The 22,845-nt window shown below is 66.1% G+C and carries 20 protein-coding genes; 11 read left to right on the forward strand and 9 right to left on the reverse strand.

Going from position 1 to position 22,845, the window contains the following annotated elements:
• Window positions 1-105 precede the first annotated feature (105 nt).
• The 3 genes from WC585_RS07545 (at window position 106) to WC585_RS07555 (ending at window position 4,852) form a co-directional block, all read left to right on the forward strand.
• Window positions 106-2,991 (forward strand): hypothetical protein, encoded by a 2,886-nt coding sequence (locus WC585_RS07545; RefSeq protein ID WP_373257048.1) that lies wholly within the window; start codon window positions 106-108, stop codon window positions 2,989-2,991.
• A 123-nt stretch (window positions 2,992-3,114) separates the two neighbouring features.
• A complete protein-coding gene (locus tag WC585_RS07550) occupies window positions 3,115-4,035 on the forward strand; it encodes a sulfite exporter TauE/SafE family protein (RefSeq protein ID WP_373257049.1) in 921 nt (306 codons plus the stop codon).
• Between the two features lie 10 nt (window positions 4,036-4,045).
• Window positions 4,046-4,852, forward strand: coding sequence for a TIGR02186 family protein (locus WC585_RS07555; RefSeq protein ID WP_373257050.1), 807 nt, complete (start codon window positions 4,046-4,048; stop codon window positions 4,850-4,852).
• Window positions 4,853-5,048: 196 nt separating this feature from the next.
• On the opposite strand, the gene hisC is transcribed toward WC585_RS07555, so the two are convergent.
• The 6 genes from hisC to WC585_RS07585 form a co-directional block, all read right to left on the reverse strand.
• Window positions 5,049-6,137: a histidinol-phosphate transaminase gene (gene hisC, locus WC585_RS07560; RefSeq protein WP_373257051.1), complete on the reverse strand. Its 1,089-nt coding sequence runs from the start codon at window positions 6,135-6,137 to the stop codon at window positions 5,049-5,051.
• 15 nt (window positions 6,138-6,152) lie between these two features.
• The gene (locus WC585_RS07565) at window positions 6,153-6,836 is read right to left on the reverse strand and encodes a hypothetical protein (protein ID WP_373257052.1); all 684 of its coding nucleotides are present in this window, start codon (window positions 6,834-6,836) and stop codon (window positions 6,153-6,155) included.
• 13 nt (window positions 6,837-6,849) lie between these two features.
• Window positions 6,850-7,899 (reverse strand): DUF2125 domain-containing protein, encoded by a 1,050-nt coding sequence (locus WC585_RS07570; protein ID WP_373257053.1) that lies wholly within the window; start codon window positions 7,897-7,899, stop codon window positions 6,850-6,852.
• 13 nt (window positions 7,900-7,912) lie between these two features.
• Window positions 7,913-9,760 (reverse strand): phosphonate ABC transporter, permease protein PhnE, encoded by a 1,848-nt coding sequence (gene phnE, locus WC585_RS07575; RefSeq protein ID WP_373257054.1) that lies wholly within the window; start codon window positions 9,758-9,760, stop codon window positions 7,913-7,915.
• Window positions 9,757-10,551, reverse strand: a complete 795-nt coding sequence (gene phnC / locus WC585_RS07580) for a phosphonate ABC transporter ATP-binding protein (protein ID WP_373257055.1) — start codon at window positions 10,549-10,551, stop codon at window positions 9,757-9,759. The genes phnE and phnC overlap by 4 nt, the downstream gene beginning before the upstream one ends.
• A 142-nt stretch (window positions 10,552-10,693) precedes the next feature.
• Window positions 10,694-11,953, reverse strand: a complete 1,260-nt coding sequence (locus WC585_RS07585) for a DUF2254 domain-containing protein (protein ID WP_373257056.1) — start codon at window positions 11,951-11,953, stop codon at window positions 10,694-10,696.
• A gap of 249 nt (window positions 11,954-12,202) precedes the next feature.
• Here WC585_RS07585 and WC585_RS07590 point away from each other — a divergent pair, with 249 nt between their 5' ends.
• Together WC585_RS07590 and WC585_RS07595 are read left to right on the forward strand one after the other, a co-directional pair.
• Window positions 12,203-13,468, forward strand: coding sequence for a type III PLP-dependent enzyme (locus tag WC585_RS07590; RefSeq protein WP_373257057.1), 1,266 nt, complete (start codon window positions 12,203-12,205; stop codon window positions 13,466-13,468).
• Between the two features lie 97 nt (window positions 13,469-13,565).
• Entirely contained in the window at window positions 13,566-14,618 is a 1,053-nt protein-coding gene (locus tag WC585_RS07595; protein ID WP_373257058.1) for a deoxyhypusine synthase, read from the forward strand.
• A gap of 81 nt (window positions 14,619-14,699) precedes the next feature.
• Here the strand turns inward: WC585_RS07595 and WC585_RS07600 are convergent, their stop codons facing one another.
• Window positions 14,700-15,875 (reverse strand): acetyl-CoA C-acetyltransferase, encoded by a 1,176-nt coding sequence (locus WC585_RS07600; protein WP_373257059.1) that lies wholly within the window; start codon window positions 15,873-15,875, stop codon window positions 14,700-14,702.
• Window positions 15,876-16,023: 148 nt separating this feature from the next.
• Between WC585_RS07600 and WC585_RS07605 the strand changes: the two genes are divergently transcribed.
• The 3 genes from WC585_RS07605 to WC585_RS07615 all read left to right on the forward strand — a co-directional run bounded on the left by WC585_RS07605 (window position 16,024) and on the right by WC585_RS07615 (window position 17,798).
• A complete protein-coding gene (locus WC585_RS07605; protein ID WP_373257060.1) occupies window positions 16,024-16,740 on the forward strand; it encodes a hemolysin III family protein in 717 nt (238 codons plus the stop codon).
• A gap of 94 nt (window positions 16,741-16,834) precedes the next feature.
• On the forward strand, window positions 16,835-17,443 hold the full coding sequence (gene phaR / locus WC585_RS07610; protein WP_373257061.1) for a polyhydroxyalkanoate synthesis repressor PhaR: 609 nt from the start codon (window positions 16,835-16,837) through the stop codon (window positions 17,441-17,443).
• A gap of 1 nt (window position 17,444) precedes the next feature.
• Complete coding sequence (locus WC585_RS07615; protein ID WP_373257062.1) at window positions 17,445-17,798, forward strand: hypothetical protein; 354 nt, start codon at window positions 17,445-17,447, stop codon at window positions 17,796-17,798.
• A 171-nt stretch (window positions 17,799-17,969) separates the two neighbouring features.
• On the opposite strand, the gene WC585_RS07620 is transcribed toward WC585_RS07615, so the two are convergent.
• Complete coding sequence (locus WC585_RS07620; RefSeq protein WP_373257063.1) at window positions 17,970-18,401, reverse strand: hypothetical protein; 432 nt, start codon at window positions 18,399-18,401, stop codon at window positions 17,970-17,972.
• 80 nt (window positions 18,402-18,481) lie between these two features.
• The gene (locus WC585_RS07625) at window positions 18,482-19,210 is read right to left on the reverse strand and encodes a glycosyltransferase family 2 protein (protein WP_373257064.1); all 729 of its coding nucleotides are present in this window, start codon (window positions 19,208-19,210) and stop codon (window positions 18,482-18,484) included.
• Window positions 19,211-19,301: 91 nt separating this feature from the next.
• On the opposite strand from WC585_RS07625, the gene WC585_RS07630 reads away from it, so the two are divergent.
• From WC585_RS07630 to WC585_RS07640, 3 genes are read left to right on the forward strand one after another with little or no spacing between them, the layout of a single operon-like run.
• Window positions 19,302-21,200: an ArnT family glycosyltransferase gene (locus tag WC585_RS07630; protein WP_373257065.1), complete on the forward strand. Its 1,899-nt coding sequence runs from the start codon at window positions 19,302-19,304 to the stop codon at window positions 21,198-21,200.
• Window positions 21,197-22,120, forward strand: coding sequence for a hydroxymethylglutaryl-CoA lyase (locus WC585_RS07635; protein ID WP_373257066.1), 924 nt, complete (start codon window positions 21,197-21,199; stop codon window positions 22,118-22,120). The genes WC585_RS07630 and WC585_RS07635 overlap by 4 nt, the downstream gene beginning before the upstream one ends.
• A complete protein-coding gene (locus WC585_RS07640) occupies window positions 22,120-22,845 on the forward strand; it encodes a sterol desaturase family protein (RefSeq protein ID WP_373257067.1) in 726 nt (241 codons plus the stop codon). Before WC585_RS07635 ends, WC585_RS07640 begins: the two co-directional genes overlap by 1 nt.

A 22,845-nucleotide genomic window follows, 5' to 3' on the forward strand; every position in this document is an offset into this window, starting at 1 on the left:
TGTCCACAGGAAGTTGGTGACGACGCAACATCTAGCGGTTAACCACGCATTTACACCCACGATCTGGACGATTAGCGTTCGGCGTGAAGGTGGGGAGACGAATCAGTGAGCGCAGCGGCGCCTTGGAGCGTGAAGGGGATCGAACCCAAGGCCCGTGAGATCGCCAAGGACTTGGCGCGTCGCTCGGGCATGACCCTGGGCGAATGGCTGAACACCATGATCCTGGAAGACGGCGACGACGATGACGGCGTCGTGCCGCTGGCGCGCCGCCCGCACGTCTCCGACACCTATGAGCGCCGCGGGCGCAGCCGCCGCCTGGATGACGCCTATGGGTCGGGCGACGAGGGCTGGCAGCGTTTGGGTGCCTCCATCGATGCCATCGCCGCCCGTCTGGAAGCCGCAGAGCGTCGATCGACTGTGGCTATCCAGGGCGTGGATCAGGCCGTCAGCGGACTGGTGCGTCGTCTCGACGGGCAGGACGCGACCGGCAAGACTTACGCTCGCCGTATCGACGACATCGCCGAGGAACTGCGCGAGGGGCACAAGCGGCTGCGCAGGTTCGAGCAGGAAGTCGGGCCTCAGACGGCTGATGCCTTCGGCAAGGTCGAGGCGTCGGTCGGGGCGATCACGGGTCGCCTTTACGATATCGAAGAGCGTCAGCGCGCGGGCACCGAGGACCTGCGCCGCCGCATGGAAGCCATCGAGAAGGCCGCTGGTCCTGGCGTCGGTACCGATTTGCTCGCTCAGGTCGGCGCGCGGCTGGACGAGGCCCAGGCCCGCACGACCGAGGCTCTGCGTGGGCTGGAGCGTTCCTTCGCCGGGCTGGATCAGCGCATGCGTGCCGCCGAGGGTCGGGTCGAGCCGGAAGGGGTTCGCGAAGCCGCCCGTTTCGAGAAGCTTGCCGAGACCCTGAGCCGTCAAGTCGAGGCCAGCCGCTCGGAAATGATGCGGCGTCTGGACACTGCCGAGACCGAGGGGCGGATCGACCGCATCGAACGCGCCGTCCAGGCCATCGGCGATCAGGTCAAGGCCTCTGAAGAACGCGCCGCCCGCGCTGTCGAAGCCATGGGCCGCGAAGTCCTGAAGATTGCCCAGAACCTGAATGGTAGGGTTGAGGCTGTCGAGCTTGAGGCACCGGGTCGTCTGGACCGGATCGTCGAGGCGGCCAGCCTGGCGGCGACGCGCAAGGTCGAGGCCGATCTTGGAGAGCTTTCGCACGCCCTGACCCAGTCGCTGGATCAGCGGATGGAGCGTCGTCTGACGTCATCGGACGACCGTCATGCGCTGGCGCTTGAAACCCTGGGCGGTGAGATTACCCGCATCTCAGACCGCTTGAGCGAACGCATCGCCCAGTCCGAACGCCGCTCGGCCCAGGCTCTGGACGACATCGGTCAGCGGTTGAGCGAAAGCTCTGGCCGCATCGAGCAGCGTTACGATCGTGCTTCGGGCGAACTGGCCGAGCGCATGCGGCTGTCGGAAGAGCGGACGGCTGCATTGCTCAGCGAGGCCCGCGACACCCTGCTGCGCCGGGTCGAGCCCAAGCCGACGGTTGCTGCTACCGTGCGTGAGGCCGAGCCTGACTGGCGCGGCGCAGCCTATTCCGGAGCAAGTTTCCCTGACGCGGCCTTCCCTGACTCCGATTTTGGCAAGGCGGACTTCGGTGGCGTGGAATCGCCGTTCGCGGATCCCATGTTCGAGGACGAGGCACCGGCCGCGCAGTCCGCGTGGGCCGACGAGACGTTCGAGGCCGACGCACCGTCATCGGCGACCGTCGAGCCCGAGATCGATGACCAGATCGCTCCGGCAACCGGATCGTCTGCAGCCCTGGTGTCCGACGATCTTCTGGATGCCGTGCTGCACGGCCCGCTGGCCCATGACCGGGACGAGGCATTCGAGGCCGAGAACGATCAAGCCGTCGAAGTCGATTCGCCTGTCCTGCCGACGTTCGAGAGCGCACCCCCGTCTCGGCCAGCCGCCACGCCCTTCGGGCAGGGCTTCGGCGGTGCCGATGTAACGGACGCTCTGGCCGCGACCGCGCCGGACATTCTGGATGACGACGTTGACGACTTCGGCGCGGATTTCGATGCCGGGACGGACTTCGTCAGCGATCGGGCGGTGCGTCCGTCCGATACCCGCCAGACCATTGATGCAGCCCGCGCGGCCATGGCCCCGGCAGAGGTCGAGGCTCCGCGTTCCGCCTTTGGCCTGAAGCGCGGCGGCAAGTCCCGGCTCCAGGAGCGGATGGACAAGCAGTCGGGCGGCACGGTGCGCAAGGCGCTGGGGGCGTCGGCCCTGGCTGCGACCCTGACTGTGGCGGGCGTGGTCGCCTATGGCCAGATGACCGGCAATGGCATCGCCATCCCCGGTCTGGACCGGTTCACCGGCGGTGGCGAAACCGTAACGCCGACGGCGGCCCTGGCCATGACGCCTGCGGCCCCTTCAGCCGCCGATCTGGCGCGAGGTGAGACGCTCTATGGCGAGGCTATCGCCCAGCTGGATGCCGACGACGCGACGGGGGCAGAGACCCTGAAACAGGCGGCGGAACTGGGATACGGCCAGGCGCAACTGCATCTGGCGGGTCTGTATCAGGACGGTGCCAAGGGCGTGGAGACCAACCCGGTCGAGGCTCGTCGTTGGGCCAAGAGCGCCGCCGAAGGCGGTGACGCCCGTGGCATGCACGCCTATGGCATGTATCTGTTCGAAGGCTTCGGCGGCACCCAGGACGGACCGTCCGCCCTGACCTGGCTGCGTCGCGCGGCGGATCAGGGTCTGGTCGACAGCCAGTACAATGTCGCCAAACTGTACGAGACCGGCGAGAACGGAATCGGCCAGGACCTGTTGGAAGCTTACAAATGGTATCTGATCGCGGCGCGTTCCGGTGACGGCGATGCCCAGGCTTCGGTCGAGCGTCTGAAGGCGACAGTGCCGACCGAAATTCGCGGCCAGGCGCGCGCCGAAGCCGAGCGATTTCAGGTCGAACCTCTGGGCTGAGGTTTCCGGGCTGATATTCCGGGCGCGACGGGTGGCGGTAAACATCTGACGCGTCTATGCGTTTGAGACCTTCACCGTCGCTTTCGGGCGTTTGATTTTTCGTTCCAGCCGAAGGCGCGTCCTTTGGATATCTATCTGCCGATCGCCGAGGTTTCGGTGAACTGGCCGTTCCTGGTTCTTCTGGGTGCGACGGTCGGTTTCGTGTCCGGGCTGTTTGGCATCGGCGGGGGCTTCCTGATGGCCCCCATCCTGATCTTCATGGGCATCCCCCCCGCCGTGGCCGTCGCCAGCCAGGCCAGCCACGTCGTGGCCTCCTCCACCTCGGGCGTGATCAACTACGCCGGCAAGAAGGCCATCGATTTCAAGATCGGCGGCGTCATGGCGGTCGGCGGGGTCCTGGGTGCTTTGCTGGGGGTCGAAATCTTCCGCTACCTGCGCCTGCTGGGTCAGGCGGATCTGGCGGTCGCCCTGTCCTACCTGCTGTTCCTGGGCGCCATCGGGCTGATGATGCTGTACGAAAGCCTGGGGGCCATCCTGCGCCGGGTGCGCGGCGACGTGGTGCCCCACAAGGAGCGGCGGCGTCCACTGTGGCTGTACGGCCTGCCTCTGAAGATGCGGTTTCCCCGCTCGGGCCTGTACATCAGTGCCATTCCGCCGCTGGGTCTGGGTCTGTTGGTGGGCATCCTCTCGGCCATCATGGGCGTGGGCGGTGGCTTCATTCTGGTGCCGGCCATGCTGTACGTCCTGCGCATGCGGGCCAGCGTGGTGGTGGGGACCAGCCTGTTCCAGATCATCGTGACGACCGCCATCACTACCGTCCTTCAGGCCGGACGCAATCAGACGGTGGATGTGGTCCTGTCGACCATACTGTTGCTGGGTGGGGTCGTCGGGGCTCAGTATGGGGCGCGCTGGTCCGGCAAGTTCCGGGCCGAGGAGCTGCGGGCCGTTCTGGGGCTGATCGTCCTGCTGGTCGGCATCCAAATGGGGCTGGAGTTGTTCGTGCGGCCCAGTGACCTGTTCGCTTTTGCCCCCGGCGTGAACTGAGGAGGGTGTGATGATGCAACTGCCGCCTCCGCCGCCCGCCGTCGAAGCGCCTGCGCCCTCGCCGTCTATCGCCACAACCGATCAGGTCCGAGTCGCCGCCGCCCTGACCAATGCCGAGGTGCGGGTCGATTCCAGTTTTCGCGGGGCGTCGATCGTCCTGTACGGCGCGGTGTTCAATCCGACGGATACGCCCGCCGATGTCGTGGTGGTGGTGCGCGGCCCGGATGGTCCGGTCCGTCTGGTCAAGAAGACCCGCAACACCGGGGTCTGGCTAAACAGTCGGCCTGTGCTGTTCGAGGGCGCGCCGGGCTTCTACATGACGGCGACCAGCCGCCCCCTGTCCGACATCGCCGACTTCGGCCAACTTCGGCGCGAGGGCATCGGCCTGGACCACCTGCGCATCAATGCGCCGGAGGAGAGCCGCACGGTCACCCGCTATGGCGTGCGTGACGTGGTCGTCAGCCGTCTGGGCGAAGACTATCTGGACTGGCGCCGCGCGGTGATCCGCCTGCGGGAAGATGCGGCGCTGTACAATACAGATCCGACCGGGGTCACATTCGTGGACCGCGGCCTGTTCCGGGCCCAGATCGAACTGCCCGCCGTCGCCCCCACCGGCAAGTACGAGGCCGAGGTCTGGCTGTTCCAGGACGGCCAGCCCGTCAGCGCGACCCAGATGGACCTGACCGTCGAAAAGGTCGGCATCGAACGGGACATCTACGAGTTCTCGCAGAACCGGCCGTGGACCTACGGGATTCTGTGCGTCCTGCTGGCCGCCTTCACCGGCTGGGCGGCAAGCCGGGTATTCAGGAGGAACTAATGCGATGTCCCTTCTCACAGTGGGAGAAGGTGGCGCGTAGCGCCGGATGAGGGTTGGCTGTTTCGGTCGGCGTAAGGCGTAGCTCAGTCAGTGAAGCGGCTTACACCGAATGCAGGCCGTAGCCCCTCACCCTTTCGCCTGACCGATCGCTTCGTTCTCGGAGGCTCAAGCCCTCTCCCGCCGGGAGAGGGAAGGATCACCCCGCCGCGAACTCGCTCAGGGCGTCGATGACCGCGCGGTTCTGGTCTTCGGTACCGATGGTGATGCGCAGGGCTTCAGGCAGGCCGTAGCCGCCGACGGCGCGGACGATGATGCCCTTGGTGTTGAGATAGTCGTTGGCCCCGGCGGCCTGCTCGGCATCCTTGAAGCGGACCAGCACGAAGTTGCCGGCGGAGGGGAAGACCTCGAAGCCGAAGCCCTTGATGGCCTGGGTCAGGCGGGGCCGCCAGGTCTCGACCAGGTCGCGCGAGGCCTGCTGGTGCGCCTCGTCGCCGATGGCGGCGGTGGCGGCGTCCAGGCCGGGCACCGAGACGTTGAAGGGCAGGCGGATGCGGTCGATCGCCTCGCAGATGGCCAGCGGCGCATAGCCGAAGCCGATGCGCAGGCCGCCCAGGCCGTGGATCTTGGAAAAGGTGCGGGTGACGACGATGTTCGAGGCGTCGCGGGCCAGGCCGAAGCTGGTTTCCCAGTCGGGCGCGGTGACGAACTCGGCATAGGCCTCATCCACGACCAGGATCACGTCGGCGGGCAGGCCTTCGTGCAGGCGGCGGATTTCCTCGGCGGTATTGTAGCTGCCGGTCGGATTGGCCGGGCTGGAGACATAGACGATGCGGGTGCGGTCATCGACCTGGGCCAGCAGGGCTTCGGGCGTCGCCTTGAACTCGGGCTCGGGGGCCAGCTTGACCTGAGCCTGGTTGGCGAGGGCGCTGATCCGGTAAGCCAAGAAGCCGTACTGGCCGCTGACGATATTGTCCCCGGCAGTCAGATAGGTCTGGTTCAGAAGGGCGAAGACCTCGTCCGAACCATTGCCGAAGATCAGACGCTCGGGCTCCAGACCATGATGCTCGGCGACCGCGTCGCGCAGCTTTCCGGCCCGGCCATCGGGATACAGGTGGATGTTCTTCAGCGCAGCCTCATAGGCGGCGCGGGCCTTCTCGCCGGCCCCCAGGGCATTCTCGTTGGACGACAGCTTCATCGGCTCAGCGACGCCGGCGATGGCGGACTTGCCGCCCACATACGGCGCGATGTCGAGGATGCCGGGCTTTGGAGCAGGGCTGTTTGTCATGCGATCCTCGAGAAATCAGAACAGGGGGGCGGCACCGATGATACCGTTCAGTGTGCCCGGTGCGTCGATCAACCGGACGTCTTCGGCCTGCACATAGCCCGCCAGAATGAATAGCTTCAACCCACCCGCCGCGATCAGCGGTGTCGCGGCAAGGCCCGAGGCCGACAGGGTCTCGACGATGCGAGCGTCCGGAGCCGCGCTGTCAGTAACCCAGAAGGTGCGGTCGTCGCCGGTGGGGCCAGGCGGGGTCTGTTGCACCATCAACGCACGCGGCATGCCGTGCCGGTCGTCGGGCAGGGCACCGACGATACGCAAGGCCGGCTCGGCCAGCAGCCGCCCCCACCAGGCCTTGGCGGGGGTGAGGTCCAGCATGGCGCGGGAGCCGGAGCGGACGGCGGCCAGGGCCTGATCCGGCTCGGCGGCGACGCGGGCGCTCAGGCCGAACCGGTCAGCGGCCAGAACCTGAGCCGAGGGTCCCCAGACGACCAGCGGCAGGCCCTGCGCGGCGTCGATGCGGCCCAGGACGGCACGGACGGTGGCGCTCTGGGCGGCCGTCAGACCGGCCAGGGTCTGACGCAGGGTGATGGCCTGGGCGTCGGGATGGGCGTGTGCCGGAGCGGCCAGGCGATCGCGCACGGCCTCGGCCACCGCCCGGTCCAGTGCCAGGAGAGCGGCGTCGGTCTGCGGCTCCGTCAGCATGGTGCGCGGTGCATCAGAACAGCTTGGGCGCAGGGGCCAGGGCGAAGGGGCCCAGCCAGGTGCGGCCATCGCGGAAGTCGATGGTCAGTTCGACCGGTTCCTCGCCTTGAGTGGCCTGCTCGGCTCCGGCAGCGACGGCGGCGCCCGCTGCGGCGGGACGGTTGACGGCCCCGGTCTGAGAGCCTGCCAGACCGGCGATGGCCTGCATGGGCTGTTCGGCGACCACGGCCAGGGTGCCGTTCAGGCGACCGTTGGCATCGGCGGACAGGGTCTCGCTGGACAGGCGCGCGCGGCTGTCACCGGCGCGGATTTCACCGCGCACGGGCGCGAAACGGCCTCCCGCATCGGTGAAGGCGGCGAAGACGCCGCGGCTGTCGATAGCCCGCAGGTGGCTGGCTCCGATGATGGTGGTTTCCAGATCCAGGCTCAGCTCGCCCTGCCGCGTCGCACCCTCGACCGGGCCGCCGGGACGGCCCTTGGCCTCCACGAGGCGGAACAGCATGTCGACAGAGTCGTCACCCGCCGTTGGGGTCTGGGCCGGACGCGTCTCCAGCTGGATGTGCCGGGCCGAGGCGATGGGGAAGGGTTCGGCGCCGGGCAGGGGGGTGAAGGTCGGGCGGATCATCTCGACGCGCAGATCAGGGAAGCGGGCGCGCAGGTCGCTGATGCTGAGGCGCAGGCCGCCGCCGCCGATCTTCACCCGGCCCTTGGCCGCGCGGGTCAGGGTCAGGCCGTCGGGCGCGATCATGACCCAGTGGTCGGGGTTCCAGGCATTGGCCTCGGCCACCAGCTCCGGCGCGGCGATACCGTGGCCGGACGGGGCCAGGATGTCGGCCTGCGGCAGGGCGACCCGCACACGGAACGGGTAGCCGCTGATGTCCGTGCCGTCATGGGTGATGATCCAGCCGTCGCTGCGCAGGGCCGCGACCTGAGTGTCCAGCCGCGTCCGCACCTGATCGGACAGATACAGCCACCACCCGCTCCAGACCGCCAGCGCCAGGCCGACGATCAGGAAGGGGATGATCAACCCCCGGCGGGAGTGGCGGACGGCGCGGTCGGTCATGGGACGCCCTTGCCTACAGCAGGCGCTTGCGCATCGCCTGGGACAGCATGTCGATCAGGGTGACCGCCACGATGATGATGATGGCGATGGTCGAAACGGTGCTGTACTCGAAAGCCTGAAGGTTCTCGAACAGGGCCTGGCCGATACCGCCCGCGCCGATCAGGCCCAGAATGGTGGCCGCCCGGCTGTTGGATTCAAAGCGATACAGGGCAAAGCTGGTCCACAGCGGCGCGACCTGCGGGATGACGCCCCAAGTGATCTCGTGCAGGCGCCCGGCCCCCGTCGCCTTGACCCCGTCGATGGGGCCCTGATCGATCGACTCGACCGCTTCGGAGAACAGCTTGGCCAGAACACCGGCAGTGTTGAGCGCGATGGCCAGCACACCGGCCAGAGGGCCCAGGCCCACAGCGACGATGAACAGGGTGGCGATGACCAGATCGGGGATGGACCGCATGATGTCCATGACCCGGCGCACCGGCCAGACCAGCCAGGCGGGCGACAGGTTGCGCGACGCCATCAGGCTGAGCGGCACGGCCAGGAAGACGGCCAGGAACGTACCCCACAGCGCGATCTGGACGGTCAGCCACATCAGGCCGACCAGCTGACGCCACTCGCTGAAGTCCGGGTTTAGGAAGTCGCGGCCATAGGTCTGCATGCGCTCCGGGTTGGAGAACAGGTTGCCGATATTGGGCAGACCCACCGTGCCAAAGGCTGCGATCAGAATGATCGCGAACCCGCCCCAGAGCAGGATATCCAGCGACCAGGCGGCAGCGGACTTCTCTGGCGGTGCCGGAATCTGACCGTCGGCCAGAGCTGCCGGAGCCCTTTTCCTGCGCAGATTCATCAGCATCGCGCCAAGCACGAGCAGGCCGATCAGGGCGAACGGGCCAACCTGTTTGATCCTCTGCGAGGGGCTGACGACGGGCGGAGCGACATCCGAGGGCCGGTTTTCGCGTCGCGCCTGATCGGCTTTCATCTCGCGGATGGGGTTGAGGTAGCTGTTGTCGGCGGCGCGGAACTGGGAATAGTTCAGCTGGTCCATGACCGCCTTCTGGCGGTCGGCCTCGGGGCCGAAGCCCTGGCCGTAGTTGACGAAGAACTCGCGGATTCGGGCCTTCAGTTCGGGAGGCAGAGTACCCCGCACCAGGATGCCGGACTCCGGAATGGGCGGTGATTCCCAGATCACCTCGATCTGGCGGGCGACCTCGGGATTCTGACGCGTCAGGAAGACGGTGTTGACCGAGTTCGAGGTCGCGATATCAACCTGTCCGTTGGCGACAGCGAATGAATTACCCTGATGACTCGCGGATCGTACCGTCGAGAAGCAGGTGGTCGGGTTGATGTTCCGGGGCCCGAAGAAATAGGTCAGCGGTGCCAGAGTGCCGGACGTCGACTGGGCGTCGCCGATGCCGAATGTGTATTTTTTGCCGCACGCCGCCACGTCGTCAATCGTGATGCCAGAACCGCGCTGAACAATCAGCGACGAAACATAGGAATCCTTGCCCTCGACATCGACAGTGCGGGCGATGACCTCGGCCTCGGCGCGGTCGATGGCCTGGACGGCGGGCAGGGCCGAGAACCAGCCGATCTGGGCCTGGTCGGCGCGCATGGCCTCGACCAGGACCGAATAGTTGGAGCCGAACACCGGCTCGACCGGCACGCCGATGGCGCGCTCCAGATCGTCCAGCAGGGGCTGCCACAGTGGGCCGGAGTTGGCCTGACCCTCGGCGGACAGGATGGAGAAGACCAGCTTGTCGGGCTGACGCGGTTGTTCGGTCTGGGCGACGGCGGGCGCGAGGCCTGACAGAAGCAGGGTGGCACCGGCCAGGATGCCGGCGGCCAGGCTACGAAGACGGCTCATGCCTTGGCCTCCCAGAACGCATCCTCGAACTCGGGACCGTAGATGTCGATGAGGGTCTTGGTGTCCAGGCCGCTGGATGGGCCGTCATAGACGATCTTCCCGGCCTTCAGCGCCACGACGCGGTTGCAGTAGCGGATGGCATAGTCGACCTGGTGCAGGGTGACGATGACACCCAGGCCGTCGCGCTGATTCAGTTCGACCAGCAGTTCCATGACCTTGCGGGCCGAGACGGGATCGAGGGAGGCGACGGGCTCGTCGGCCAGAATCGCCTTGGCTCCCTGGACGATTGCGCGGGCGATGGCTCCACGCTGCTGCTGGCCACCCGACAGGGTGTTGGCGCGCTGGGCGGCATAGTCGGCCACGCCGACGCGGTGCAGAGCCGCCATGGCGCGGGTCTTGTCTTCCGAAGGCCAGGCCCCGGCCAGACCGCGCCAGCCGGGAACGCGGCCCAGCGCGCCGAGCATGACGTTGGAAAACAGTGACAGCCGTCCGACCAGATTGAACTGCTGGAAGATCATGCCCAGGGTCTGGCGTGCAGCGCGGACGGCACTTGTGGTGCGGCCGTTCTTCTGGACCACGGTGCCGAACACCTCGATCACGCCGGGACCGTTGTCGATCGACTGCAGGCCTGTGATGGAGCGCAGCAGGGTCGATTTGCCGGAACCGGACGGCCCGATCAGGGCTACCATTTCGCCGGCGGCCACCTCGACGGACACGCCGTTGAGGGCCTTGCGGGCACCGAATGTCTTGGACACATCCCTGACGGATGCGACGGCGGTGGATGCGGTCATGGATCTCGCTGGAGGCCATTGAACAAAGGGCGCGCCGCATCGCCCGAAAACCGGGTGCGAGGCAAGTCTTAATGACACGCCGGGCGCGATGACGTCCAGCGCCCGTGGTTCCGGGGCTACGATCCGTTCCCGACCCCGGGTCTCAGCTCAGGTCGGCGTGCTCGTCGGCGACCGCCCGGGCGATGCGGTCGATGTCGTCACTGACGACCAGACTGGCCCGGCTGCGCTCCAGCGAGACGCGCGCCATGTGTGTCGCCGCCTGCGCCAGATCGGTGTCCGGGCTGTGTTTCAGCACGACCAGAGCCTTCTGCAGGCGGACTGAGGCGGCCACGTCTGACGTTCCGAAGCGCGATATCGGGCCCAGGACATCGTCCAGCAGATCCGATGACTTCAGTACCGGGGCTCGCAGACGCGAGTGGCGCACTTCGCAGGGCTCCGTTCGGGCCTCACCCCACCGCTTGAGCAATCGAACGGCGATGCCCGTCACCTGTATGGCCGTGCCCGGATCATTGACGGCGGGCGACAGCGCCTTGCCCGCGATCTCGCCCAGAACGATCAGGCCAAAGCGCACATCCTGATCGAAGGTGCGGGCATGGCCGATGGAGAAGGCCGCCTGAATTTCCTCCGCAACATCGTCTGAAACGGTGCCGCAAGCCCGCGCTACCGCATGCTGGTCCGTCACGAAGGTGCCGGGCAGGCAGGTCAGTTTCAGGATCAGGTCGTGGCGTTCGGCGAGGTCCTGCAATCGGGGGGTATCGATATTCTGGACATAGCCCGTGGCGGTGGCGCTGATGGTTTGATCAAAGACGGCGGCTTCGGCGGGATCGATCGGACAGGCTCCCAGCCGCGGTGCCGCGATGCGGTCGTCCATCGAAGAGGCGGCTTCGCGCTCGACACGATCCAGGATGTAACTCATCCGCCCGACCCGGCCCAGATGATCGGTCCAGCGCAGCAGTGTCCAGGCCAGAACCATGATCAGGGCCAAGGTTCCGAAATAGATGATGGCACGCCCCTGGGCGCCGTAATAGGCGGCCTCGACCGCCACCAGGGCGACGATCGAGAACAGGAAGCCGCCGATGAAGGTCGACAGCGCCTTCTTGGTTCGAGGGTCGGCCACGACCAGGGCGGTGGCCCGTGGTGTGGCGGCGGTGCTGACGGCCGTATAGACGCTGACCATCGCCCCCAGCGAGAACGTCGCCACCGCCAGCAGGCTGGACGCCAGGATCGTCAGCAGAGCCTCGACCGCCTCGAACTTGCCAAACCGGTCAGCCGCTTCCTCGGAAACAAACGGTGCGAACAGCACGGCAGCCAGCGCCAGCAGGACGCCCGCCAGTCCGTAGAGGCTGACCGTCGCCCAGAGCTGTCCTGTCAGCCGTTTCCAGTAGTAGAGCCAGCGGTTCATCGTCATCCCCCACGCGCGAAGTCATGCCGCGCAACGGGCTAACCCACCCGAACGGCCAAGGTTTCAAACGCGGTCCGAATCCGGAGGTTTTTGCCGCGCTGACAGGCGCCGCGCTCAGGCCTGCCTTCAAAAAACCGCTTTACATGACAGTGCGATATCCCCATATCGCGTCTTCCGGCGGACCCCGTAGGTCCTGTCTGCGCCGCTAACGCCGGTCTGGGTTTAACAATTAGCAGGGGGTTACGTGAATTGCGCACGTACCAATTTCCCCTGGACCTGGTCCGTGAGCGGTCCCCTGAACGTCCCGTCGCCCTCGTGCGGCCGCGTTCGGTTTCCGTAGCGGCGCGCTGGTTCCAGGATAATCTAAAGGCCGACGTCTTCTATGCTGTGAAGGCCAATCCCTCGCGCTGGGTCATCGAGACCCTGGTCGAGTCTGGCGTCACGGCCTTCGACGTCGCTTCCATCGCCGAGATCGAACTGGTGCGTTCGGTCAGCGCCGACGCGCGCCTGGCCTTCATGCATCCGGTCAAGAGCCGCAGTGCGATCACCAAGGCCTATTTCGAATACGGCGTCCGCACCTTCTCGCTGGACAGCCACGACGAGCTGGCCAAGATCATCGATGCGACGGGCGGTGCGACCGACCTGAACCTGCTGGTCCGCATGGCGGTCTCGGCGGACGGCGCGGCCTATTCGCTGTCGGGCAAGTTCGGCATCACGCCGGATCACGCCCCATCGCTGCTGCTGGCCACGCGCCAGGCGGTGACCGATGGCTTGATGGGTGTCTGCTTCCACGTCGGCTCGCAATGCATGCGTCCGTCCGCCTATGAGGCTGCCATGGCCCAGGTCGGCCGCGCGATCAGCCGTGCAGGCGTGTTCGTGGACATCGTCGATGTCGGCGGCGGCTTCCCCTCGGTCTATCCGGGCATGGTCCCGCCTGACATGCAGGAATATGCCGACGCCATCCATCGCGGCTTCAACGAGATGCCCGTGTCGGAAACGACCGAGCTGTGGTGTGAGCCCGGCCGGGCGCTGGTGGCCGAATCGTCCTCGGTCCTGTGTCGCGTCGATCTGCGCAAGGGCGACGCCCTGTATCTGAACGACGGCTCCTACGGCTCGCTGTTCGATGCCACACATTCGCGCTGGCCCTTCCCGACCAAGCTGGTCCGGGACGGCGACAGTGCCAATGAGCTGAAGCCCTTCCGCTTCTACGGCCCGACCTGCGACAGCATCGACCACATGCCCGGCCCATTCTGGCTACCAGCCGATGTGCAGGAAGGCGACTTCATCGAGATCGGCATGCTGGGCGCTTACGGCGTGGCCATGTCGACAGGCTTCAACGGCTATGGCGAGCATGAGCTGGCTGCGGTCGAGGATGCCCCGATGGCGTCGCTCTACGGCCTGGCTCCCCGCTCCATTCCGACCGTGCGCACCACGGCGGAAGAGCAGGCGCGCAAGGTGGTTCGTCTGAGCCGTCCCAAGGGCAAGGCCGGTCAGCGCAAGCAGCGTCGGCGCTAAACCGTCATCCGTGCACACTAGACAACAGCGGCCCGTCGCTCCGTCCGGGCCGCTGTTTTTGTTGACGACGGGCGCTCACCAGAGGGAAACCCGAGAGATGAACGCACCCGTCCCGTCCAACGCTAAGGCGCAGCTCCTCCAGAATGTGGTCGAGCACATCGACATTACGTCCTTTGACGCGCGGCCGATCATCGACAGCATGCGCAAGATGTCGTTCTCGAGCCGCGATACCGCCCGCGCTGCCGACATTTTCTCCATGGCCATCGAGGATGCGGATTGCTCGCCCTGGCTGATCCTCGCCGGTTCGACCTCGGCCGGCGGCTGCATGCATGTGTACCGCGACATGGTAAAGTTCGGCATGATCGACGCCGTGGTCGCCACCGGTGCTTCCATCGTCGACATGGATTTCTTCGAGGCCCTGGGCTTCAAACACTACCAGGCCGCCGGCGAGGTGGACGACAACGTTCTGCGCGAAAACTACATCGACCGGATCTACGACACCTATATCGACGAGGAAGAACTCCAGGCCTGCGACCACACCATCCTGGAGATCTGCAACCGGCTGGAGCCGCGCGGCTATTCCTCGCGCGAGTTCATCTGGGAGATGGGCAAGTGGCTGTCCGAAGGGAACGCCAAGAAGGAAGGCAGCCTGATCCAGACTGCCTATGAAGAAGGCGTGCCGATCTTCTGCCCGGCCTTCGTCGACTCATCGGCCGGCTTCGGCCTGGTCAAGCACCAGAAGGAGCGGATCGCGGCGGGCCAGCCCTATCTGATGATCGACGCAGTCGCCGACTTCCGCGAACTGACCGACATCAAGATCGCGGCGGGCGTCACCGGCCTGTTCATGGTCGGCGGCGGCGTTCCGAAGAACTTCGCCCAGGACACGGTCGTCTGTGCCGAAATCCTGGGCATCGAGGCCGAGATGCACCGCTATGCGGTCCAGATCACGGTCGCCGACGTGCGCGACGGAGCCTGCTCGTCCTCGACGCTCAAGGAGGCCGCCTCCTGGGGCAAGGTTCAGACCACCCACGAACAGATGGTCTTCGCCGAGGCGACCACGGTGGTGCCGCTGATCGGCTCGGACGCGTATCATCGGGGTGCCTGGAAGACCCGCGACAAGCGCCGCTGGGCGAAGCTGTTCGGAAAGTAACCCCTCTCCTTGACATCAGGAAAAGGCCCCGCTTCCGGACTGGAGGCGGGGCCTTTTCAATAACGGGGGGGGCAGGCCGTGTCAGTCGCGCTCCACGCACATGGCCACGCCCATGCCGCCGCCGATGCACAGGGTGGCCAGGCCTTTCTTCGCGCCCGATCGCTTCATCTCGTGCAACAGGGTGGTCAGAATGCGCGCGCCGGAGGCTCCGATCGGATGGCCGATGGCGATGGCTCCACCGTTGACGTTCACCTTGGCCGGGTCGAGGCCCAGTTCCTTGACGACGCACAGGCTCTGGGCGGCGAAGGCCTCGTTGGATTCGACCAGGTCCAGATCGGCGACCGTCCAGCCCGCCTTCTCCAGCGCCTTCTTGGACGCCGGGATGGGGCCGGTGCCCATGATCGAGGGATCGACCCCAGCGGTGGCGTGGCTGACGATGCGGGCCAGCGGCTCCAGTCCGCGCGCCTTCGCCTCGTCCGCGCTCATCAGCACCAGGGCGGCCGCGCCGTCGTTCAGGCCGGAGGCATTGGCGGCGGTGACGCTGCCCTCCTTGGCAAAGGCGGGTCTGAGCTTCTGCATGGCGTCGATGGTCGCGCCGTGGCGGATATACTCATCTTTGTCGACGGTGACGTCACCCTTGCGGCCGGGGATGACGACCGGGACGATCTCGGCGTCGAACCTGCCCGCAGTCTGGGCCGCCTCGGCCTTGTGCTGGCTGGCCAGGGCGAAATCATCCTGGGCCTCGCGGCTGATCGACCATTTGTCGGCGATGTTCTCGGCCGTCTGGCCCATGTGATAGCCGTTGAAGGCATCCCACAGCCCGTCGCTGATCATGGTGTCGATCAGGCTGACGTCGCCCATCTTGTGGCCGCTGCGCAGCGCCTGGGCATGCGGGGCTTGGCTCATGCTTTCCTGACCCCCGGCGACGACAATCTTCGCGTCACCCAGGGCGATCTGCTGGGCCGCGATGGCGATGGCGCGCAGGCCCGAGCCGCAGATCTGGTTCAGGCTCCAGGCCGCAGCCTCCTTGCGCACGCCCGCGCCGACGGCGGCCTGACGCGCGGGGCCCTGACCGGCGGCGGCTTGAAGCACATGGCCCAGGATCACTTCGTCGACCTCGTCACCTGACACACCGGCGCGCTCCAGCGCGGCCTTGATGGCGATCTCGCCCAGTTTGGAGGCCGGCAGGCTGGACAGCCCGCCCAGGAAGGATCCCACGGGCGTGCGGGCGGCGGAGACGATGACGACGTCGGTCATGAGTTTTCCTTTCGGGGAGAAAAGACGTGTGGCGCTTGTGCCGCATCGCAGCGCCTTCGTCACCTGCGACATGGGCCGTTCAGCAGCCAGTCACCACGTCGTGAGACTTTGAGGGAACGAACCCAGCGCTCGGCGGCTTGAAGGAGCCATGCTGATGAGACTGAAACGACTGTTCACCCGGGTGTGCCAACCCGACGAGCTCGACATGGTCGAGCATTACAGGACGCCTGCCGAGAAACGGGCCGATCTGTGGGTTCATATCGTGGGGCTGGTCCTTGCTGCCATCGGCGGGATCGTTCTGGCCGTGCTGGCAGCGGTCTATTCCGGTATCGGGGCGACGGTGGCGACGGCCATCTATGCGCTGTGCCTGATTGCCATGCTGTCGATCTCGACGGTCTATAACCAGATCAGGCCCTGCGCGGCGCGGCCGATCCTGCGGCGGCTGGACGAGGCAGCGATCTTCCTGATGATCGCCGGCAGCTATACCCCCTTCACGACCCAGCGTTTCGAGGGAGCCTGGTCGATCGGATTTTCGGTTCTGGTCTGGGCCATCGCGTTCGGGGGCGTGTTCGCCAAACTGGCTCTGCCGCGACTGTCCGACGCGATCTGGAGCGCGGTCTATGTCGGCTTTGGCTGGGTCGCAGTGCTGGCGCTGAAACCCATGATGGAGACGGTCCATCCGATCGCTCTGGGCCTGCTGGTGGCGGGCGGCCTGATCTATACGGCGGGCGTCTTCGTCTTCATCAGCCCGAAGGTGAAGTTTCGCCGCGCCATCTGGCATGGCTTCGTCGTGACGGGGGCGATGACGCACTGGGCGGCCGTCCTTGTCGGCGTGGTTCTGGCCCCAGCGGCGCTGGGCACCTGATCGCACCGGCACACGATTTGGTCAGGTGATTTGCGCTGGCCTTCTCGCTGCGGGATAGTGCGCGCCAGAACAATAAAATGTCAGGGAACGCAGCGTGGCCGACAAGAAATCCGGGACCGACAAGAACGGCACCGTCATCATCAAGAAATACGCCAACCGTCGGCTCTACAACACCGCAACTTCGGCCTATGTGACGCTGGAAGATCTGGCCAAGATGGTCCGCGAGGGCGTCGAGTTCGTGGTCTATGACGCCAAGACCGAGGACGACCTGACCCGTCAGATCCTGACCCAGATCATCTTCGAGGAAGAAAGCCGGGGCGAGGCCCTGCTGCCCGTACAGTTCCTGCGTCAGTTGATCGGCTTCTATGGTGGCCAGATGCAGGGCGTGCTGCCCAGCTATCTGGAAATGTCGCTGGACAGCTTCACCCGCCAGCAGGAGCAGATTAGGGGTCAGTTCTCCAAGGCCTTCGGGGCGACGCCGGGCGCAGGCCTGATGGACGAGGCCGTCAAGCGCAATATGGCTATGTTCAGCGAGGCCATGAAGATGTGGCCCGGTTTCGGTGCCGTCATGCCCAAGGCTCCGGCCGCCTCCGAAGCCCCGCCGCCCATGACTGACCCCCTGGCCATGATGCAGCGCCAGATGGAAGAGATGCGCGATCAGCTGGATCGACTGGCTGGGGTAAAGCCGGGCAAGGCGGAGTGACATGAGCGACGACGTTCGCCCCATCTCTGCGGTTCAGCCGCGCGAGCGTCGATCCAGCCAGCGACGGGGCGAGGAGCGCCGGGCCGAGGCGATGCAGGCGCGCCGTGAGGTGGTTCCGGTCGAACCCGTCGTCGATCACGAGCCCAGCCCGGCAAGACCTGCCCCGACACCGCCCGTCAATGCCTCGCCGGCCGCCTTTGCCGCCCAGTTGCTGGGCCAGTCGGGTCAGAAGCGTGGGCTGAAGGGCGGCCCGCCCGTGCTGGGCGCGGCACGCAATACCTATCTGGGCGCGGAATATTCGGGACCGTCGGAGCGGCGGCCGTTGCCGGGCAAGGCAACCGACACCGACATCTGATCGCGGCACGGTCCTTGCTGGTGAAGGGGCTGATCGCCCATCTGCCGGACACCCGCCATGCTCACCTTCCTCGCCCGCGCCTTTGATGTGACCGTGGTTGCGGTGCTGTTCGTCGGCTTTTCTTGATTTAGCCCTATCGCCTAGCGGCTACTTGAGGGCGGCTGCGCAGCGTCACCGACCCGCGCCGAAGTCCAGGTCCTTGCGCGACGAGATGATCGTCACGATGAACCCGGCCAGCACGTCCAGCAGCACCATCGTGCCGATCAGGAAGAAGGTCGAGGTCGCGAACCCGCGCAGCAGCAGGAACTCGACTAGGCAGACGACCAGCAGGATCATCGACAGGGCATGATTGACGATGGCGATCCGCTGGCTGGACGTCGATTTCAACAGCTCGAAGAACAGCAGCACCAGCGACAGCAGAAGGATTAGATCGCCGGCCCCTACGCTCCAGTCCGCACCAGAGGCCATGGGAATGGAGAAGATCGGATCGCGCAGTATGGCGTCAGCCCCTACGCCCATGCCGGTGTCGCCCATCAGTCCGCTCAGGACCACGATGTTGTAGAGCACCACCGGAATGACCAGCAGCGGCAGGGCGATCAGCATGACAGGCTCCCCGAGCATGGACGCGAGCGCCGCGTCCAAGAGCCTTGCTTAACGCAAGGCGATGCGCTTCGCCATTGGCCTCAAAACTCCGAGATCGACCCCGGTTGGCGCGAGCGCGATTTCAGCCAGACCACGCCCATCAGGTCCGAGACCGAGGCCATCAGCCGTCCCCAGTTGGTGTATTTCGACTGGCCGACCTCGCGGTGACGGTGGTCCACGTCCAGATACAGGTTCTGATAGCCCTCGCGGATCATCAGGGCCGGCAGGTAGCGGTGGATGTGATCGAAATAGGGAAGCCGCAGGAAGAGGTCGCGCCGAAAGGCCTTAAGCCCGCAACCCGTATCGTCGGCATCGTCGGCCAGCAGCTTCTTGCGGATGCGGTTGGCCCAGCGCGAGGCCCAGCGTTTGGCCTCCGAATCCTGACGCTTTGATCGCACACCGCCCACCAGGCCCACGGTGGCGGGTGATGCGGCCAGAAGGTCGGCCAGTCGGGGGGCATCGGCCGGGGGGTTCTGGCCGTCGCCGTCCAGGGTCACCACGATGGGCGCGCGAGCCGCCAGGACGCCCGTACGCACGGCCCGGCTCTGGCCCGCATTGGTCGCGTGGCTGAGCACCCGCAGCGTCGGCAGTTCGGCCATCAAGCTGCGCAGTTCGGCCAGGGTGTCGTCGCGCGAGGCATCGTCGACGAAGACCATCTCGTAAGATCGGCCCTCGAAGGCCTCGGCGATCTCGCGGGCCAGCGGCGCGGCCGCCCCCTGTTCGTTATGGACAGGGACGACGACGGAAATGTCGGGCAGGGCTTCGTTCATCAACCGTGTCTAGCCGAGTTCGGTCGCGTGGGGGAGGGGCCGGAATGTGCAGGCATGACGAAGGCCGGAGGGGCGTGTAAGGACGTTCATCATGATGCGTCTCGACTTTGATCGTTACATCGCCGGCTGGCGTGGCCCGCTGCTCGCAGCCTTTGTGGCCCTGTTCGCCGGCCTGCCGGTGGTCATGCTGTTGCCGCCGCTGGATCGCGATGAGAGCCGCTATGCCCAGGCGACGTCGCAGATGCTGCAAAGCGGTGACTATGTCGACATCCGTTTCCAGGATGATCCGCGCTGGAAAAAGCCGGTCGGCATCTACTGGATGCAGGCGGTGGCCGTGTCTGTCACCTCGGGCGTCGAGGCGCGAGACATCTCGGCCTATCGCATCCCCTCGCTGCTGGCGGCCATGCTGGCGGCGGCCGCGTGCGCCTGGGCCGGTGCGGCGATGTTCGGCCAGCGCGCGGGGTTCCTGGCCGGAGCGATGCTGGGGGCCAGTTTCCTGCTGTCGACCGAAGCGGGGATCGCCAAGACCGACGCCATGCTGTGCGCCGCCGTGACCCTGTCGATGGCGGGTCTGGCGCGTGTGTATCTGGCGCGGCGGGCGGGCGAGATACCCCTGAGGCCGCACAAGCTGATGTTCTGGTTCGGGCTGGGGTTGTCGATACTGATCAAGGGGCCGATCGGCCTGATCGTCGTAGCGCCGGCCATAATCGCGTTGTCGATCTGGGACCGCGACTTCAAATGGCTGCGCAGCCTGGGCTGGGGCTGGGGTCTGCCGCTGGTCGCCCTGATCGTCGGGCCGTGGGCCATCGCCATCACCATCGCCACCGATGGCGGCTTCTGGCGCGAGGCTATCGTCGGCGACCTGGCCCCCAAGATCGCGGGCGGACATGAAAGCCACGGGGCCTGGCCGGGCTATTTCCTGCTGCTGGCCCCGGTCCTGCTGTTCCCGGCCACCTTGGTACTGCCCGCGGCCCTGTCGACCTGCTGGCATCGACGCGCCGAGCCCGCTGTGCGGTTCCTGGTCTGCTGGCTGGTGCCGGCCTGGCTGATCTTCGAGCTGACGCCGACCAAGCTGGCGCATTACACCCTGCCGACCTTCGGCGCGATCGCCCTGCTGGCGGCGGCCGCCCTGACCCAGCCGATCGGCAAGGTGTCGCGCATCACGGGGGCAGCGCTGGCGCTGTTAGCCGGCCTGGTCGTCGTCCTCATCACCGTCTATGGCCTGACCGAGTTCGGACGGTCGACGGCCCAGACCTGGGCAACCCTGACCATCGTCTTTGCGGCTCTTGCGGCCCTGGTCGGGGCCTTCCTGCTGATGCACCGGGCGGCGGTGACGGCGGTGCTGATCTCGATCACCCTGGGCCTGGTGGCCCATGCAGGGCTGGCTGGGACCATCCGCCAGCTCAAACCGCTGGCCATCGCGCCGCAACTGGTCGAAGTGTTGGGCAATGCCGACCTGCTGCCCAGTCAGGGTCGTAATGGGCCGGTCGCCATCACCGGCTTTCACGAGCCCAGCTTCGTCTTCCTGACCGGGAAAGATACCGAGTTGACGGACGCGGCGGGGGCCGCTGCCGCCCTGGCCGAGGGGCGACCTGTCATCGTTGAGGCCCACGACGCCGATGCCTTCCGGGCCGCCAGCACTGCCCTGAACGTCACCGGGCGGGAGGTCGGGGTCGTGCGCGGCCACAACTATTCGCAGGGCGATGACGTGACTCTGACCGTCTATGCGCCGCCGGAACGGGTCCGGCCGACCCTGCGGCGATCCGCTCCGACACCGCTGGAGGTCGAGACGACCACCGAGGACGGCGTCGATCCGGCCTCCATCACCGAAGACCCGCCCGAGACTGCCCTGGTGCCTGCGCCCGGGCCGGACGAGCCTCCTGTGGTCATCGTGCCTGCGCCGGGTCAGGCCGTTGCACCGGCCCCGGCTCCTGTTGCGGGACCAACACCGGCTCCGCCGCCCGCTGCCACGCCAGAGTCCGCTCGGTGAGCCGGCCTGTCACTATCGTCGAGGTCGGTCCCCGCGACGGACTTCAGAACGAAAAGGCGGTGCTGGAACCCGCTGTCCGCGCCGATCTGGTCCGACGGCTCGAGGGGGCGGGCGCGCGGCGGATCGAAGCTGTCAGCTTCGTCCATCCGAAGTATGTGCCGCAGATGGCCGGGGCCGAAGAGGTCATGGCCGCCCTGCCTCATCAGCCGGGACGCAGCCGCATCGGCTTGGTACTGAACGGCAAGGGCTATGACCGCGCGCTCGGTACGGCGGTGGACGAGGTCAATGTGGCCATGAGTGCCACCGACGGCTTTGGCCTCAAGAATCAGGGGCTGTCGGTGGATCAGCAGGTCCAGATGCTGGCCGACATCGTCGCCGGCCGCGCCAATGGCGAAAGCTCGTCCGGCGGGACGCCGTCCCTGTCGGCGACCCTGTCGTGCGTCTGGGGCTGCCCGTTCGACGGCGAGGTCTCGGTGGATCAGGTCGCCGAGCTCGTCGGCCGGATCGCGGCCATGGGCGTCGCCGAAATCGCCTTGGCCGACACGATCGGCGTGGGCAATCCGTGGGCCGTGAGCCGCATGGTCGAGGCGGCCCGCAAGGCCGCGCCGGATACGACCCTGCGACTGCATTTCCACGACACCCGCAACACCGGCCTGGCCAATGCCTATGCAGGTGTCGAGGCCGGAGTGGACGTGCTGGACGCCTCGGCTGGCGGCATAGGCGGCTGTCCCTTCGCGCCGGGGGCCACCGGCAATATCGCCACCGAGGACCTGGTCTACATGCTGGAGCGTGAGGGGTTCTCGACCGGCTACGATCTGGATGCCCTGATCAGAACCGCGCGCTGGATCGGCGAGAAGATCGGAAGGCCGGCTCCGAGCGCGTTGAGCCGGGCGGGCGGGTGGCCCAAGGTCCGGAACTGATGTTGATCCTCGTCTACTTCGCTACGTTCGTGCTGTTCTCGATCATCTTCACGAGGGAGGTGATAGCTCCAGCCTCAAAAGCCAATTGCGACAAGCGCTGGCGAATATACGCCGGTGCATTGAATGGTCTGAATCTTATTGTCGTCGTTGTCGCCGGTATCTTGTTTGGTAACTGGATTGAGTCTTACTCGCTGCTCCAGTTGCAAGGTCGGTTTGACACCATTACCAACAGCTTATTGGCGTTTCTCGCGTCCAGCCTGCTCGCCTATTGGTACCATCGTCTGGTTCACAAAAGTGATCGGCTCTGGCGTTGGGTGCATCAGTTACACCACAGCCCAACCCGCATTGAGGCGCTGACAGCGTTTTACGTACATCCGGTCGACGCTCTGCTTGCCACACTAGTCAACGCTTTCGTTGCCTACTTTGTGCTGGGCGTGGGGCCAGCCTCAGCTGCTCTGGCTCTGTTTTATGTCACCGTCTTCAATCTCGTCGCCCATGCGGACGTACAATCGCCGAGGTGGTTGGGGTTCCTTCTCCAGCGTCCAGAGATGCATCGTGTTCATCATGAGAGAGACGTGCATGCGAGCAACTATGGTTTGCCCTTATGGGACCTCCTGTTTGGAACTTGGCGTAACCCTGAGAAAGGCCCAGAAGAATGCGGTTTCGCAGACGACAAGGAGCGATTGGTTGCTCAGATGCTGCTGCTGAAGGACGTGGACGGCTGA

The organism is Brevundimonas sp. (assembly GCF_041648055.1).
Taxonomy (GTDB): Bacteria; Pseudomonadota; Alphaproteobacteria; order Caulobacterales; family Caulobacteraceae; genus Brevundimonas.

Excerpts from the sequence above, each read along its gene's own strand:
- WC585_RS07555 (WP_373257050.1), top strand. The coding sequence starts at position 4,046 with ATGATGCAACTGCCGCCTCCGCCGCCCGCCGTCGAAGCGCCTGCGCCC.
- hisC (WP_373257051.1), bottom strand. The coding sequence starts at position 6,137 with ATGACAAACAGCCCTGCTCCAAAGCCCGGCATCCTCGACATCGCGCCG.
- WC585_RS07565 (WP_373257052.1), bottom strand. The coding sequence starts at position 6,836 with ATGCTGACGGAGCCGCAGACCGACGCCGCTCTCCTGGCACTGGACCGG.
- WC585_RS07570 (WP_373257053.1), bottom strand. The coding sequence starts at position 7,899 with ATGACCGACCGCGCCGTCCGCCACTCCCGCCGGGGGTTGATCATCCCC.
- phnE (WP_373257054.1), bottom strand. The coding sequence starts at position 9,760 with ATGAGCCGTCTTCGTAGCCTGGCCGCCGGCATCCTGGCCGGTGCCACC.
- phnC (WP_373257055.1), bottom strand. The coding sequence starts at position 10,551 with ATGACCGCATCCACCGCCGTCGCATCCGTCAGGGATGTGTCCAAGACA.
- WC585_RS07585 (WP_373257056.1), bottom strand. The coding sequence starts at position 11,953 with ATGAACCGCTGGCTCTACTACTGGAAACGGCTGACAGGACAGCTCTGG.
- WC585_RS07595 (WP_373257058.1), top strand. The coding sequence starts at position 13,566 with ATGAACGCACCCGTCCCGTCCAACGCTAAGGCGCAGCTCCTCCAGAAT.
- WC585_RS07600 (WP_373257059.1), bottom strand. The coding sequence starts at position 15,875 with ATGACCGACGTCGTCATCGTCTCCGCCGCCCGCACGCCCGTGGGATCC.
- WC585_RS07605 (WP_373257060.1), top strand. The coding sequence starts at position 16,024 with ATGCTGATGAGACTGAAACGACTGTTCACCCGGGTGTGCCAACCCGAC.
- WC585_RS07615 (WP_373257062.1), top strand. The coding sequence starts at position 17,445 with ATGAGCGACGACGTTCGCCCCATCTCTGCGGTTCAGCCGCGCGAGCGT.
- WC585_RS07620 (WP_373257063.1), bottom strand. The coding sequence starts at position 18,401 with ATGCTGATCGCCCTGCCGCTGCTGGTCATTCCGGTGGTGCTCTACAAC.
- WC585_RS07625 (WP_373257064.1), bottom strand. The coding sequence starts at position 19,210 with ATGAACGAAGCCCTGCCCGACATTTCCGTCGTCGTCCCTGTCCATAAC.
- WC585_RS07630 (WP_373257065.1), top strand. The coding sequence starts at position 19,302 with ATGATGCGTCTCGACTTTGATCGTTACATCGCCGGCTGGCGTGGCCCG.
- WC585_RS07640 (WP_373257067.1), top strand. The coding sequence starts at position 22,120 with ATGTTGATCCTCGTCTACTTCGCTACGTTCGTGCTGTTCTCGATCATC.